The sequence below is a fragment of the Streptomyces sp. NPDC044921 genome (assembly GCF_056432865.1).
Map to the genome: position 1 here is coordinate 387,929 of NZ_JBWKIF010000001.1, position 14,878 is coordinate 402,806.

General features: G+C 73.6%; 13 protein-coding genes. 7 read left to right on the plus strand and 6 right to left on the minus strand.

Annotated elements, in window-relative coordinates; all coding sequences use genetic code 11:
• Positions 1-7: 7 nt before the first annotated feature.
• Genes AC07DA_RS01895 through AC07DA_RS01905 form a run of 3 tightly spaced genes read right to left on the minus strand, consistent with a single transcriptional unit; the run spans position 8 to position 2,605 of the window.
• On the minus strand, positions 8-775 hold the full coding sequence (locus AC07DA_RS01895; RefSeq protein WP_479123588.1) for an energy-coupling factor ABC transporter ATP-binding protein: 768 nt from the start codon (positions 773-775) through the stop codon (positions 8-10).
• Complete coding sequence (cbiQ, locus tag AC07DA_RS01900; RefSeq protein WP_479123590.1) at positions 763-1,524, minus strand: cobalt ECF transporter T component CbiQ; 762 nt, start codon at positions 1,522-1,524, stop codon at positions 763-765. Before cbiQ ends, AC07DA_RS01895 begins: the two co-directional genes overlap by 13 nt.
• A 1-nt stretch (position 1,525) precedes the next feature.
• Complete coding sequence (locus AC07DA_RS01905; RefSeq protein ID WP_479123592.1) at positions 1,526-2,605, minus strand: energy-coupling factor ABC transporter permease; 1,080 nt, start codon at positions 2,603-2,605, stop codon at positions 1,526-1,528.
• A 169-nt stretch (positions 2,606-2,774) separates the two neighbouring features.
• On the opposite strand from AC07DA_RS01905, the gene AC07DA_RS01910 reads away from it, so the two are divergent.
• Positions 2,775-3,140 (plus strand): SsgA family sporulation/cell division regulator, encoded by a 366-nt coding sequence (locus tag AC07DA_RS01910; RefSeq protein ID WP_479123594.1) that lies wholly within the window; start codon positions 2,775-2,777, stop codon positions 3,138-3,140.
• Positions 3,141-3,149: 9 nt separating this feature from the next.
• On the opposite strand, the gene AC07DA_RS01915 is transcribed toward AC07DA_RS01910, so the two are convergent.
• The 3 genes from AC07DA_RS01915 to AC07DA_RS01925 form a co-directional block, all read right to left on the minus strand.
• The gene (locus tag AC07DA_RS01915) at positions 3,150-4,820 is read right to left on the minus strand and encodes a penicillin-binding transpeptidase domain-containing protein (RefSeq protein ID WP_479123596.1); all 1,671 of its coding nucleotides are present in this window, start codon (positions 4,818-4,820) and stop codon (positions 3,150-3,152) included.
• Between the two features lie 96 nt (positions 4,821-4,916).
• On the minus strand, positions 4,917-6,548 hold the full coding sequence (locus AC07DA_RS01920; RefSeq protein WP_479123599.1) for a penicillin-binding transpeptidase domain-containing protein: 1,632 nt from the start codon (positions 6,546-6,548) through the stop codon (positions 4,917-4,919).
• Positions 6,549-6,677: 129 nt separating this feature from the next.
• Complete coding sequence (locus AC07DA_RS01925) at positions 6,678-8,426, minus strand: dolichyl-phosphate-mannose--protein mannosyltransferase (protein WP_479123601.1); 1,749 nt, start codon at positions 8,424-8,426, stop codon at positions 6,678-6,680.
• Positions 8,427-8,556: 130 nt separating this feature from the next.
• Here AC07DA_RS01925 and rsmI point away from each other — a divergent pair, with 130 nt between their 5' ends.
• The 6 genes from rsmI to AC07DA_RS01955 all read left to right on the plus strand — a co-directional run bounded on the left by rsmI (position 8,557) and on the right by AC07DA_RS01955 (position 14,487).
• Complete coding sequence (gene rsmI, locus AC07DA_RS01930) at positions 8,557-9,402, plus strand: 16S rRNA (cytidine(1402)-2'-O)-methyltransferase (protein WP_479123603.1); 846 nt, start codon at positions 8,557-8,559, stop codon at positions 9,400-9,402.
• 196 nt (positions 9,403-9,598) lie between these two features.
• On the plus strand, positions 9,599-10,003 hold the full coding sequence (locus tag AC07DA_RS01935; protein ID WP_479123605.1) for a hypothetical protein: 405 nt from the start codon (positions 9,599-9,601) through the stop codon (positions 10,001-10,003).
• A 39-nt stretch (positions 10,004-10,042) separates the two neighbouring features.
• A complete protein-coding gene (locus AC07DA_RS01940; protein WP_479123607.1) occupies positions 10,043-10,924 on the plus strand; it encodes a TatD family hydrolase in 882 nt (293 codons plus the stop codon).
• A gap of 139 nt (positions 10,925-11,063) precedes the next feature.
• Complete coding sequence (locus AC07DA_RS01945) at positions 11,064-12,548, plus strand: ubiquitin-like domain-containing protein (protein WP_479123609.1); 1,485 nt, start codon at positions 11,064-11,066, stop codon at positions 12,546-12,548.
• A 31-nt stretch (positions 12,549-12,579) separates the two neighbouring features.
• Positions 12,580-13,467 (plus strand): 16S rRNA (adenine(1518)-N(6)/adenine(1519)-N(6))-dimethyltransferase RsmA, encoded by an 888-nt coding sequence (gene rsmA / locus AC07DA_RS01950; protein WP_479123611.1) that lies wholly within the window; start codon positions 12,580-12,582, stop codon positions 13,465-13,467.
• Positions 13,468-13,587: 120 nt separating this feature from the next.
• Complete coding sequence (locus AC07DA_RS01955; RefSeq protein WP_479123613.1) at positions 13,588-14,487, plus strand: 4-(cytidine 5'-diphospho)-2-C-methyl-D-erythritol kinase; 900 nt, start codon at positions 13,588-13,590, stop codon at positions 14,485-14,487.
• Positions 14,488-14,878: the final 391 nt, after the last annotated feature.

The window sequence follows — 14,878 nt, forward strand, 5'->3', positions numbered from 1 at the left end:
CCCATTGTCACGGACGGGCCGGCGCGGCCGGCACCGAGCGCGGATCGAAACCGAACGGCAGCTCCAGGCGGTGGGCCCGCATCAGCTCCTCGTCGGAGAGCAGCTCGCGGGTCGGGCCGTCCGCCGCGATCACGCCCTCGCTGAGCACCAGCGCGCGCGGGCACAGCTCCAGCGCGTAGGGGAGGTCGTGCGTGACCATCAGCACGGTCACGTCCAGGGAGCGCAGGATGTCGGCCAGTTCGCGGCGGGAGGCCGGGTCGAGGTTGGAGGAGGGCTCGTCCAGCACGAGGATCTCCGGCTCCATCGCCAGCACGGTCGCGACGGCCACCCGGCGGCGCTGCCCGAAGGAGAGGTGGTGCGGCGGCCGGTCCTTGAACGCCGCCATGCCGACCCGCTCCAGCGCCCGGTCCACCCGCTGTTCCAGCTCCGGGCCCTTCATCCCGGCCGCCGCCGGCCCGAACGCCACGTCCTCGCGGACCGTCGGCATGAACAGCTGGTCGTCCGGGTCCTGGAAGACGATGCCGACCCGGCGCCTGACCTCGGCCATGTTCCGCTTGTCCACCGGCAGCCCGGCGACCCTCACCGTGCCGGCGCCGCCGGTGAGGATGCCGTTCAGGTGCAGCACGAGGGTCGTCTTGCCGGCGCCGTTCGGCCCGAGCAGGGCGACCCGCTCACCGCGTGCGATCGAGAAGTCGACCCCGAAGAGGGCCTGGTGCCCGTCGGGGTAGGCGAAGGCGAGGCCCGAGACCTCCAGGGAAGCAGTCACAGGGTCCATCCCAGCAGACAGACCGCGAGCGCCGCGCCCGGGAGGGCCAGTGCGTACGACCACTGCGTCCGGGACGCGGTCACCTCGTCGATGACCGGCATGGAACCGGCGTACCCGCGGCTGACCATGGCCAGGTGCACGCGCTCGCCGCGCTCGTAGGAACGGATGAACAGCGCGCCCGCCGACTTGGCGAGCACGCCCCAGTGCCGCACGCCGCTCGCCTCGAAGCCGCGCGACTCCCGGGCGATCCGCATGCGCCGCATCTCGTCGGCGATGACGTCGCCGTAGCGGATCATGAAGGAGGCGATCTGCACGAGCAGCGGCGGGAGCCTGAGCCGCTGCAGGCCGAGGAGCAGCTCGCGCAGCTCGGTGGTGGCGGCGAGCAGGACGGACGCGGCCACGCCGAGCGTGCCCTTGGCGAGGACGTTCCAGGCGCCCCACAGGCCGTTCACGCTCAGGGACAGCCCGAGCACCTCGACCCGCTCGCCCTCCGCCACGAACGGCATGAGCACCGCGAACGCCACGAACGGCACCTCGATCAGCAGCCGCCTCAGCAGGAAGGCGGCGGGCACGCGCGCGACGCACGCCACGACCCCCAGCAGGACGGCGTAGAGGCCGAACGCCCACATCGCCTCCCGCGGGGTCGACACCACGACCACCACGAAGGCGAACACGGCGGCGAGCTTGGTGTGCGGGGGCAGGCCGTGCACGGGCGAGTGCCCGTGCCGGTAGAGCTTGTGCGCGTGCCCGGCACCCACGTCAGACGTTCTTCCCGGCGGGCTGCTCCGCGGCGGGCTGCTCCACGGAGGCGGGCGAGGCGTCCGCCGTGCGGCGGCGGCGCACCGCCCAGAACACGCCCGTGCCGGCGACCACCGTCACGCCCACGCCGATGACGCCGGCCAGACCGCCGGACAGGCGCGCGTCGTCGACGTCCTTGACGCCGTAGTCGGCGAGCGGGGAGTCCGCGACGTCGTGCTCCTCGGCCTTCCTGTCGATGCCGTGGTCGGCGGCGACCTTCTCCAGGCCGTCCGGGTCGGCGGAGGCGTAGAAGCTGACGAACCCGGCGAGGACCAGCGAGGTGACCAGGCCGGCGATCCACAGGGTGCGCCGGGAGGTGCGGGCGGCGACGGGGGCGGGCCCGGCGGCCGGAGCGTCGACGAGTTCGCCGTTCACCCGCAGCTTCAGCCTCTGCTCCAGCCCGCGCGCCCCGTGCACCAGGTCCGGCCGAACGGCGATGACGGCACCCACCGTCAGCGCGGTGATCACGGCCTCGCCGATGCCGATGAGGACGTGCACGCCGACCATGGCGGTGGCGACCTTGCCGATCGAGACGTCGGTGGTGCCGCCGACCGCGTACATCAGCGTGAACGCCAGGGCGGCGGCCGGGACGGAGACCAGCGCGGCGACGAACGAGGCGGCGGTGACCGAGCGGCGGGTGCGCGGCAGCACCTTCACCAGACCGCGGAACAGCGCGTAGGCCACCACCACGGTGACGATGCCCATGTTGGTGATGTTGACGCCGAGCGCCGTCAGGCCGCCGTCCGCGAAGAGGACGCCCTGCATGAGCAGCACGACGGAGACACACAGGATGCCCGTGCAGGGACCCACGAGGATCGCGGCCAGCGCGCCGCCGAGCAGATGGCCGCTGGTCCCCGCCGCGACGGGGAAGTTCAGCATCTGCACCGCGAAGATGAACGCCGCGACGAGACCGGCCAGCGGGGCCGTGCGCTCGTCGAGCTCGCGGCGGGCCCCGCGCAGGCTCACGGCGACGGCGCCCGCGGCGATCACGCCGGTCGCGGCGGAGGTGGGGGCGTTGATGAATCCGTCAGGTACATGCACCGTTCGATGATGTGGCTTGATGCGAACGATGTGCAAGAGCGTGCGGCTCGTTTTATCTCATCCGTGATATGTGCGGCCTCCGGGGGCGCAATCCGGAAAATATGCGACATTGGAGAAGGGGTGGGCGCACATTCCTGTCAGAGGTAGCGCACGGTGAAAGGGCCGTCCGATGTCCGTAGTCGAACAGTACGCGCGAGCCCACATCGTCACGGACGCGGCGGTCCCGCTGATCGACGAGCTGGAGGCGATTCCGGTCACCCTGCGGTACGACCCCGAGCACGATCCGCGCAGCGTGCGCGTCGCCCTGCCCGGGGCCGGGGGACGGGAGTGGACCTTCGACCGCCGGCTGCTGGAGGAGGGGCTGCGGGCCCCCGCGGGCAGTGGCGAGGTGCGGGTGTGGCCGTGCGGCCGGGTGCAGGCGATCGTGGAGTTCCACTCCGCGCAGGGCGTGTCGGTGGTGCAGTTCGAACGGCAGGCGCTGCTGCGGTTCCTGCGGCGGACCTACACGGCCGCCGCGGAACCGGTGACGCACTAGGACCCGGGCTCAGCCGCCCGCCTTCAGCAGGGCCGCCACCATCGGGCCCGCCGTCGAGCCGCCGTGCCCGCCCTGCTGGACCACGCCCGCGGCCGCCAGGTCGCCCCGGTAGGCCGTGAACCAGCCGTTCGGCTTCTTCTGGCCGTCGACCTCGGCGGACCCGGTCTTCGCACCGATGTCACCACCGACCCCGGCCATCGCCTCGGCCGCCGTGCCCGCCGTCGCCGTGTAGGCCATCAGCTCGCGCAGCTGGGACAGGGTGCCCGCCGACATGGTGCGCGAGGCCTTCGCCAGCTCGCGCCCGTCCACGTCCGGGGAGACGAGGTAGGGCTGGCGGAAGATGCCGCCCTTCACGGTCGCCGACACGGACGCCATGTTCAGCGGGTTCATCCGCACCCCGCCCTGCCCGATCAGCGAGGCGCCCATCTGGGCCGCCGACTGCACCGGCACCGCGCCGTCGAAGGACGGCACCCCGATCGCCCAGTTGTCCAGCCCCAGGCCGAAGACCTGCTGGGCCTGCTTGGTCAGGTCGTCGTCCTTCAGCTTGGGCGCCTGGCTGATGAAGGCCGTGTTGCAGGAGCGGGCGAAGCTCGCCTTGAACGTGCCGTCCTTGATCTCGAACTTGTCCAGGTTCTGGAACTTCCAGTGCCCGTAGGTGAAGTACTTCGGGCACGGGTGCTTCTTGTCCACCGAGGCCAGGCCCTTGTCGAGCAGCAGCGAGGCGGTGACGACCTTCATCGTCGAGCCGGGGGCCAGGGAGCCCTGGAAGGCGGTGTTGAAACCGGGCGAGGCGTTGGCGGCGGCCAGGATCTCGCCGGTCGACACCCGCACCACGGCCACCGACGACCGGGCCTTCTTCGCGACCTGCTTCTCGGCGGCGGCCTGCAGCGCCGGATCCAGCGTGGTCTTCACCGTGCCCGGCGTGCCCTCGCTCAGCTCCAGCAGCGTCTTGTCGGACAGGTCCTTCGCCTTGGCGGCCTTCCCGCGCACCACCCGCAGCTCGATGCCGGCCTTGCCGCCGGCCTTCTTGCCGTACTTCTCGCGCAGGCCGTCCAGGATCGGTCCGACGGAGGGGTACTCGCGCTTGGTCAGCTCGCCGCCGTCCCGGTCGAGCGCCTTGACCGGGGGCGTGCCCGCCTCGCCGGTGACCAGCCTGTCGCCGTCCCTCAGATCCGGGTGGACGACCGCCGCGTGCCAGTCCACCAGGGGCTTTCCGTCGCTCTCGCGGCGCACGACCGTGAGCGCGCCGGTGTAGGCCAGCGGCTTCTCGGTGCCCTTGTAGGACACCGTGCCCTTGACGGAGAACGGCACCTTGTCGCCCGTGCGCGCGCCCGGGGTGAGGGTGACGTCCTTGATGTGGGCGTCCTTGGCGTAGCCGGTGAGCAGGGCCCGGGCCGCGGCCGGGTCGTCGGTGGCCGCCGCGGCCCGCGGGATCGTCCCCGACTGCCAGGCGGTGAGGAAGGCGCGGGCGGTGGTGGTGACCTCGGTCGCCGACAGCGGCCCGGTCCTCACTTCGGGCTTGCCGTCCGAGGACGCGCGGCTGCCGTCGTCGGCCGCGGCGCCGCCGCCGTACAGCGCGTAGGCTCCGGCTCCGGCACCCACCACGACCACGGCGATCATCCCGCCGATCACGGCGGGCCTCGTCTTCCGTCGCTCGGCGACGCGCCTTCTGTTGCCCACTGCTGTTCTTTCCTCCGCGAATCCCCAGGGTCCCCGATGCCCTCAGCCGTCCCAACGACGGCCACCACCCTAGAGTCCCGTCGGGCGGAGGTGAGATCAGCCACCCGTTCGTAGCACGGCTGCGACAATCGGCCCGGCCGCGTCGCCGCCGTGCCCGCCCTCCTCGGTCATGGCCGCCGCCGCCATGTCACCCCGGAAGCCGGTGAACCAGCTGTTGGACCTGGCGTTGCCGTCGACCTCGGCCGATCCGGTCTTGGCGCCGATGTCGCCGCCGAGTCCGCGCATGGCCTCCCGGGCGGTGCCCTGGGTGGCGGTGAGCCGCATCATCTGCTTCAACTGGGCCGCGGTGCCCGCCTTGAGCCCCTGCGCCCGCGCGAACGGGCGCCCGTCGAGCTCGGCCGGGACGAGATAGGGCTGGCGGAAGGTGCCGGTGATCGCGGTGGCCGTCACCGAGGCCATGTTCAGCGGGCTCATCTGGACCTGCCCCTGCCCGATGGCACCGGCCGCGCGGTCCGGGCCGCTCACCGCCGGGACGCTGCCGTCGAAGGAGGCGATGCCGGTCTTCCAGTTGTCCCGCCCGAGCCCGAAGTGCCGCTCGGCCTCCTGGGCGAGCGAGGCGTCGGTGAGCGGCTGCTCGTCGACGAGCTTGACGAAGGCGGTGTTGCAGGACCGCCTGAAGCTGTCGGCGAGCGTGGCGTTCTCGTCGGGTTCCATGCCCGTCAGGTTCTTGAAGGTCTGGCTCTGCCACACGGCGGTGCTGGGGCAGGGGGCGGGGCCGTTCATCGAGGTCACGCCGTTGTCGATGAGCATCGCGGCGGTGATGATCTTCATGGTGGAGCCGGGTGCCGCCTTGCCCTGGAAGGCCGCGTTGAAGGCGTCCGTGCGGTGGTTGGCGACGGCCAGGACCTCGCCGGTGCTGGGCTTGACGGCCACCACCGAGGACTGGGCGAACCGCTTGACCGCCCGCTCGGCCGCGGCCTGCGCGCTCGGGCTGATCGTCGTGGTGAGCCTGCCCGGCTCGCCCTCGGCGAGGGTGAGCAGCGGGGTGTCGGGAGCGTTCCCGGCGGTGTGCCGGACGACCAGTTCGATGCCGGGCGTGCCGCCGGCCTTCTCGCCGTACTTGTCGCGCAGGGCGTCCAGGACCGGGCCGAGGGAGGGGTACTTCTCCTTCGTCAGCTCGGTCCCGTCGCGGCCCACGGCCTCGATGGGCGGGGCGGCCGACTGCTCCGTGACGAGGGTGTCGTCCTTCTTCAGCTCGGGGTGCACGACGGACGGCCGCCAGTCGACCAGGGCCCGCCCGGTGGTCAGCCCGCGCACGACGGTCAGTTCGCTGCGGTAGCTCAGGGGCTTGGACTTCCCGTCGTAGGCCACCTTCGCCCGCACCGTGTACGGCACGGTGGTGCCCCGGGCCGCATCCGGCGTGATCGTCACGTCCGTGATGTGCGCCTGGTCCGCGAAGGCGCCCAGCAGTTCCTCGGCGGCCGCGTCGTTGTTGGTGTACGACGCCGCCGTGGCCGCGGCGCCCGACTCCCAGGCGGCGAAGAACGCGGCCGTGGTCTTCCCGACCTCGTCCTCGCCGGGCGGCCCCGACTTCTTCTCCGCGGCGACGCCGCTGCCGCCCCCGTCCCCGCTCAGCGCGCTCACGATGTTGTAGGTGCCGTATCCGGCCCCGCCCAGCATCACCGCGAACACGCCGCCTATGACGGCGGCCTTGACCCCCCTGCCCATTGGGCCGTCCCCTCCCCGTTGAGCTTCACGCGCTCGGTTGAACGCGTTCAGAAGCTCGGTCCGCGAGCACTGTAAGCGCATGCGGCGACACGAGGGGCGTGTGATTCGAGTTCTTGACCGAATAGCGCCTCAGACCCAGGTATCCAGCCACATCCGCGACCGCCAGTCGTCGATCGGGACGGCCTGGCCGGTGTACAGGGGCCAGAAGTAGATGAAGTTCCAGCTGATCAGCAGGACCAGGACGCCCGCGGCCGTGGCGCCCGCGACGCGGCGGGTGTCCGTGGAGCGGGGCGGTCCGATGATCGCGCCGAGCAGCATCGCCACCGCCAGGCACAGGAAGGGGAGGAAGACGACGGCGTAGAAGAAGAAGATCGTGCGCTCCTGGTACATGAACCAGGGCAGGTAGCCGGCCGCGATGCCGCAGGCGATGGCGCCCGCGCGCCAGTCGCGGCGGAAGAACCAGCGCCACAGCACGTACAGCACCGCGAAGCAGGCGACCCACCACAGCAGGGGCGTGCCGAGGGCCAGGACCTCGCGGGCGCACTTCTCGCCGGCGTCGGCGGGGCAGCCGTCCTTGCCGGGCGCCGGGGACTCGTAGAAGTACGACACCGGGCGGCCCAGGACCAGCCAGCTCCACGGGTTGGACTGGTAGGTGTGCGGCGAGGACAGCCCGACGTGGAACTCGTACACCTGGTGCTCGTAGTGCCAGAGGCTGCGCAGCCAGTCGGGCAGGAACGTCCAGGAGCCGCCCTTGCCGGCGGTCGCCGCCCAGTCGCGGTAGTAGCCGCCCGAACCGTTCGTCGCGGAGAGGATCCAGCCGGTCCAGGAGGCGAGGTACGTGACCAGGGCGACCGGCACGGTGGCGAGGAACGCCAGGCCCGTGTCGCGGCGCAGGACGGCGGTGTACGGGTGCCGGGCACCGGCGACCCGGCGGGAGGCGACGTCCCACAACACCGCCATCAGGCAGAACGCGGCCAGGATGTACAGGCCGTTCCACTTCGTGCCGATCGCCAGGCCGAGCATCAGGCCCGCCGCCCAGCGCCAGGGGCGCCACCCGAGGCGGGTCGCCTCCGCCGCGTGCCGGTCGGGACGGGCCCGGCCGTCGGCGTCCACCGGGAGCGCGGCGGCCAGCCTCTCCCGGGCCTTGTCCCGGTCGACCAGCAGACAGCCGAACGCGGCCAGCACGAAGAACATCAGCACGCCGTCGAGCAGCGCCGTGCGGCTCATCACGAAGTGCAGGCCGTCCAGCGCCATCAGCGCGCCCGCCAGGCACCCCAGGAACGTGGAGCGGAACAGCCGGCGGCCGATCCGGCACAGCAGCAGCACCGACAGCGTGCCGAGCAGGGCCGTCATGAACCGCCAGCCGAACGGGTCGAAGCCGAACATCAGCTCGCCCAGGCCGATGACGTACTTGCCGACCGGCGGGTGCACGACGTACGCCGCGTCCGTCGGGAGCTTCACGTTCCCGCCCGACGACAGCACCAGGTCGTTGGCGTTCTTGGCCCAGTTGACCTCGAAGCCCCGGTGGACGAGCGCCCAGGCGTCCTTGGCGTAGTACGTCTCGTCGAATATCACCGCCCTGGGACTGCCCAGGTTCCAGAACCGCAGCACCCCCGCCAGCAGCGTGACGAGCAGCGGGCCGATCCAGCCCGACCAGCGCACCAGCCGGCCCGCCAGGGTGTGCGGGACGCCGAGCGCCGCCCACAGGCGCGGCGAGGGCTCGGTGTACGGCGGCACCAGGCGGTCACGGACGTCACGGGCGTCGCTTCTGGGCTGCCCCTGGTAGCCGAAGCGGCGCAGCCGCTGCTGCCAGGGCGGCCGCTGCTCGTGCGGCGCCTGGCCCTGCCGGGTGTCCGTGGAGGACGCGGTACTGGTCACCGCGCCATCGTAGGGAACCGTTCTGTGTGAGTCCCGTGCATGGCCGGTATGCGTCCGCATCCTCCGCCCCTGGGAGGAGTGCGCCGCCACCCCGGCGGTCCCCGCCCGGCGCCCCTGGGAGGATGGGGGCGTGACCGGAACCCTCGTACTCGCAGGCACCCCCATCGGCGACATCGCGGACGCGCCGCCCCGGCTCGCCGAGGAACTGGCCGGGGCCGACGTGATCGCCGCGGAGGACACGCGGCGGCTGCGCCGGCTGACCCAGGCACTGGGCGTCACCCCCGGGGGGCGGGTGGTGTCGTACTTCGAGGGCAACGAGTCCGCGCGCACGCCGGAGCTGGTCGAGGAGCTGGCCGGCGGGGCGCGGGTGCTGCTCGTCACGGACGCGGGGATGCCGTCCGTGTCCGACCCGGGGTACCGGCTGGTCGCGGCCGCCGTCGAGCGGGACGTGCGGGTCACGGCCGTGCCCGGGCCGTCCGCGGTGCTCACCGCGCTCGCGCTGTCGGGCCTGCCCGTCGACCGGTTCTGCTTCGAGGGGTTCCTGCCGCGCAAGGCGGGGGAGCGGCTCGGGCGGCTGCGGGAGGTGGCCGGGGAGCGGCGCACGCTCGTCTACTTCGAGGCGCCCCACCGGCTGGACGACACGCTGGCGGCGATGGCCGAGGTGTTCGGGCCGGAGCGGCGGGCGGCGGTGTGCCGGGAGCTGACCAAGACGTACGAGGAGGTGCGGCGGGGCGGGCTCGGCGAGCTGGCCGCCTGGGCCGCGGAAGGCGTCCGCGGGGAGATCACCGTGGTGGTGGAGGGGGCGCCGGAGAAGGGCACGGAGGACGTCGGACCGGAGGAGCTGGTGCGGCGGGTGCGGGTGCGGGAGGAGGCGGGGGAGCGGCGCAAGGAGGCGATCGCCGCGGTGGCCGCGGAGGCCGGGGTGCCGAAGCGGGTCGTCTTCGACGCCGTGGTCGCCGCGAAGAACTCCGGCTGACCCCACGCCCCTGAGCAGGGCGCTTGTCGTTTGAGCGGGCGCCCCATGCGGGGGTAAAAGCGCCGGGGGCCTGGGGCAAGGGACGCCCAAAACGGGGCCAACACTCGACAGGTCCGCTGCCTTCCGACCGGCTGAGGAGTCCACTGGGGAGCGAGGGCCGAACCGCCCTCACCCCTCAGCGGAACCAGGAGCTGGCATGAGTGAGATCGCAGAGCGGACCGGGCTCCGCGCCGGTGCGACCGCCGTCGTCAACGAGTCCTACTCCTTCGCCTGCATGCGGTGCGGGCACGGGTGGGAGCAGTCGTACGAGATAGAGCACCACACGGACGCCGCGGGCCACGAGTTCGTCCTCTACGTCGCGGACGGCAAGGTCGTGCCCTCACCCCTGAGCAGGCCCACGTGCCACCACTGCGACGGGCACGTCGTGCGGATCATGCGGCCCGGGCGGGTCGCCACCGCGCGGGACGCGGCCCACCGGCCGGACCGCGTGCCGCCGCCCGCCGGGCCCGTGGAGGCGCCCACCCCGCGGGCCGAGGAGCCCGAGCGGCACCACTGGCACCTGTCCGACCTGCTGCACCCCTTCCAGCGCGGGGCGAGCTGACCCGTCCGGCCGGCGGTGGGCCTTTCGTAGGATCGGGGCATGCCTGCGAACGACTCCGACAAGAACGCCGCGCCCCCGCTGCCGGACCCCCTGCGGGTGCCGGTCGCCGACTCCCACACCCACCTGGACATGCAGTCCGGCACGGTCGAGGAGGCGCTGGCCAAGGCGGCCTCGGTCGGGGTGACGACGGTCGTGCAGGTCGGCTGCGACCTGAAGGGCTCCCGCTGGGCCGCCGAGACGGCCGCGGCGTACGACGCCGTCCACGCGACGGTCGCCCTGCACCCGAACGAGGCGCCCCGGATCGTCCACGGTGACCCCGACGGCTGGTCGCGGCAGGGCGCCCGCGCACCGGGCGGGCAGGCGGCGCTGGACGACGCGCTCGCCGAGATCGACCGGCTGGCCGCGCTGGAGCAGGTCAAGGGCGTCGGCGAGACCGGCCTCGACTACTTCCGCACCGGGCCCGAGGGCAAGGACGCGCAGGAGCGGTCCTTCCGCGCGCACATCGAGATCGCCAAGCGGCACGGCAAGGCCCTGGTCATCCACGACCGCGAGGCCCACGCCGACGTCCTGCGCGTGCTGAAGGAGGAGGGCGCCCCGGAGCGGACCGTCTTCCACTGCTACTCCGGCGACGCCGAGATGGCCGAGATCTGCGCGGGCGCGGGCTACTTCATGTCCTTCGCCGGCAACGTCACCTTCAAGAACGCCCAGAACCTGCGGGACGCGGTGGCCGTCGCCCCGCTGGAGCTGCTCCTCGTGGAGACGGACGCGCCCTTCCTCACCCCGGCGCCCTACCGCGGGCGGCCCAACGCCCCCTACCTCGTGCCGGTCACCGTGCGGGCCATGGCCGCCGTGCGCGGCATCCACGAGGACGCCCTGGCCGAGGCGCTCGGCGCGAACACGGCACGCGCGTTCGGCTACTGACCCGCGCGTGACCTCCGCGCCTCTTCGGCCGCACGACTGTGCGTAGTCGCGTCGCTTTGGAGAGTGACGGCCGCTCCGCTAGGTTCTGGGGGCCCGATCCGGAGCCCTCTGGACCCCTCGGCCCCTGGAGCGTGTCGGCGTGAGCAACTCGCGGTACGAGACGTACGAGTCGTACGAGACCTACGCGTCGTACGAGACGTATGCCCCGGCCTACGCGGATCCCGTGTACGGCGGCTTCGGCGCGCCGCCCGTCGATCTGCACAGCGCCGAGACGCTCGGGTACGGGACACCCGGGGTGCCCGGCGCGCACGAGGACACCTACCGGCCCGCCTACGGGACACCGCCCCTGCCCGGGCTGCCCCGCCAGGGCGCCGCCGGCCCGGCCGGGCCGGCGGCACGCCCGTTCACGGACGCGCCGGAGCCCGCTCCGGCAGGGCGTGCCGCGGCGCGCGCCGAAGCCCGCGCCGCGGCGCGCGCCGGCTCGCACCGCCGGTCCGCGCGCCGGCGGAAGGCGCGCTACGCCGAGCGCCCCGACAGCTCCGTACGGCGGCTGCTCCCGCAGGCCCTGGTCGTCGCCTTCCTCGCGGGCGGCACCACGGCCTTCGTCGCCAAGGACAAGGCCGTCGAGCTCAACGTCGACGGCAAGGCCCGCACCCTGCACACCTTCGCGGACGACGTCACCGAGCTGCTCGCCGAGGAGGGCGTCGAGATCGGCGCCCACGACGTGGTGGCACCCGGCCCCGGCACGGAACTCACCAGCGGCGACGAGATCGCCGTGCACTACGCCCGCCCGGTGCGGCTCACCCTCGACGGGCACCGGCGCCAGGTGTGGACCACCGCCCGCACGGTGGACGGGGCGCTCCGCCAACTGGGGGTGCGGCAGGAGGGCGCGTACGTGTCCGCCGCGCGCTCCCGGCGCATCGGGCGCGAGGGGATGGCCCTGGACGTGCGGACCGAACGGACCGTCACGGTCATGGCGGACGGCCGGGCCCGTACCGTCCGCACCAACGCGGCGACCGTGCGGGAGGCCGTCGAGGAGGCCGGCATCACCCTGCGCGGCCAGGACACCACGTCCGTGCCGCAGGGGAGCTTCCCGCGCGACGGGCAGACCGTGACGGTGCTGCGCATCACCGGCGGCAAGGAGGTCCGCGAGGAGCTGATCCCCTTCCAGGTGCGGCGCACACAGGACCCGGAACTGTTCCGGGGCACCGAGGTCGTGGAGCGTGCCGGCGAGCCGGGCCTGCGCCGCATCACCTACTCCCTGCGCACGGTCAACGGCGTCAGGCAGAAGCCGCGCCGGATCGGGGCCGAGGTGGTGCGCGAGCCCCGGGCGCAGCTGGTCAGGGTCGGCACCAAGCCGCGCCCCGCCTCCGTCCGGGGCGCCGACCACCTCGACTGGCAGGGCCTCGCGGCCTGCGAGTCCGGCGGCCGCCCCGACGCGGTCGACCCCTCCGGCACCTACGGCGGCCTGTACCAGTTCGACACCCCGACCTGGCAGGCGCTCGGCGGCCGGGGCCGCCCCCAGGACGCCCCGGCGGCCGAGCAGACGTACCGGGCCAAGAAGCTGTACGTCAGACGCGGGGCCAGCCCCTGGCCGCACTGCGGGGGCCGGCTGCGCGGTTGAGCGGCCCGAAACCCCCCGTACCCTTGTCCCCGTGACCAGCCCCGCCCCCGACGCCCTGCTCGGCCCCGCCGACATCCGCGAACTCGCCACCGCCCTCGGCGTACGCCCCACCAAACAGCGCGGACAGAACTTCGTCATCGACGCCAACACCGTCCGGCGTATCGTCCGCACCGCCGAGGTCCGGCCCGAGGACGTCGTCGTCGAGGTCGGCCCGGGGCTCGGGTCGCTCACCCTCGCGCTGCTGGAGGTCGCCGAGCGGGTCACGGCCGTGGAGATCGACGACGTGCTCGCCGCCGCGCTGCCCGCGACCATCACCGCCCGCATGCCCGAGCGGGCGGACCGGTTCGCGCTGGTCCACTCCGACGCCATGCACGTCGCCGAGCTGCCGGGACCCGCCCCGACCGCGCTGGTCGCCAACCTCCCCTACAACGTGGCCGTCCCGGTCCTGCTGCACATGCTCGGCACCTTCCCGAGCATCGAGCGCAGCCTCGTGATGGTCCAGGCGGAGGTCGCCGACCGCCTCGCCGCGGCGCCCGGCTCGAAGGTGTACGGCGTCCCGTCGGTCAAGGCCGGCTGGTACGCCGAGGTCAAGCGCGCCGGAGCCATCGGCCGGAACGTGTTCTGGCCCGCGCCCAACGTGGACAGCGGCCTGGTCTCCCTGGTCCGCAGGACCGAGCCGATCAAGACGACCGCGTCGAAGGCCGAGGTGTTCGCCGTGGTGGACGCGGCCTTCGCCCAGCGCCGCAAGACGCTGCGGGCCGCCCTCGCCGGCTGGGCCGGCTCCGCCGCCGCGGCCGAGGAGGCCCTGGTCGCGGCCGGGGTCCCGCCACAGGCCCGGGGCGAGTCCCTGACCGTGGAGGAGTTCGCGCGTATCGCCGAGCACAGGGCGGACCGGCACCGGCAGGAGGAGACCGCGTGAGCGTCATGGCGGACCGGCACCGGCAGGAGGAGACCGCGTGAGCGTCATGGCGGACCGGCACCGGCAGGAGGAGACCGCGTGAGCGCCACGGCGAACCGGGCACCGGCAGGAGGAGAACCAGTGAGCGTCACGGTCCGCGTCCCCGCCAAGGTCAACGTCCAGCTGGCGGTGGGCGCCGCCCGCACCGACGGCTTCCACGACCTGGCCAACGTCTTCCTCGCCGTGGGCCTCTACGACGAGATCACCGTCACCCCGGCCGACGGGCTGCGCGTCACCTGCGAGGGCCCCGACGCCGGCCAGGTCCCCCTGGACCGTACGAACCTGGCGGCGCGCGCGGCGATCGCGCTGGCCGAGCGGTACGGCCGCAGCCCCGACGTCCACGTGCACATCGCCAAGGACATCCCCGTCGCCGGCGGCATGGCGGGCGGCAGCGCGGACGGCGCCGGCGCCCTGGTCGCCTGTGACGCGCTCTGGCAGACCGGCGCCACCCGTGAGGAACTCCTGGACATCTGCGCCGAGCTGGGCAGCGACGTGCCGTTCAGCCTGGTCGGCGGGGCGGCGCTGGGCCTCGGGCGGGGCGAGCGGCTGACGCCCCTGGAGGTCGGCGGCACCTTCCACTGGGTGTTCGCGATGGCCGGGCGGGGCCTGTCCACCCCGGCCGTGTTCCGGGAGTTCGACCGGCTCGGCGAGGGCACGGACATCCCCGAACCGGTCGCCTCGCGGGAACTCCTCGCCGCGCTCGCCAAGGGCGACCCGGACGCGCTCGCCGCGGCCGTCTCCAACGACCTGCAGCCCGCCGCGCTCTCCCTCTTCCCGGAACTCGCCGGCACCCTGGCCACCGGCCGCGCGGCGGGCGCCCTCGCGGCCCTGGTCTCGGGCTCCGGCCCGACCACGGCCTTCCTCGTCCGCGACCCCGAGTCGGCGGCGGCGGTGGCGCAGGCCCTGGTGGCCTCCGGGACGTGCCGCACGGTCCGCACGGCGTCCGGCCCGGCACCCGGGGCGACGGTGTCCGGGAGCTGATCGCGCGCGGAGCCGGGCCGGTGTCCGCGTGCGCTGCGGAGCCCGGGGATCGACCGCACGCGGGCCCGGTCCGAGAGCGCGTGCGTCGACCTTGTGCGGGGCGGAGCGGATGCGTAGTTCCGGGCGCCGACCGTTCGCGGGGCGGTGCGTGATCCCGGGTGTCCACCGTGTGCGAGGCCTGGTCCGGTGATCGCGCGTGGTGGCCGGGCAGTGATCGCTCCGCACGGGGGCCGGGGCCGACCGCGTGAGGGGTCCGGGTCGTCTCCCACGCGGCTCGATGGACGTGCGGCGCCAAGCGGCGCCGGGGGGCCGCCGCCGGCTCGTGAACACCCCGGCCGGAGCACCCCTCGGCCCGACTACCCTGGAGGGTCGATCCATCCCCCTCGTCAGG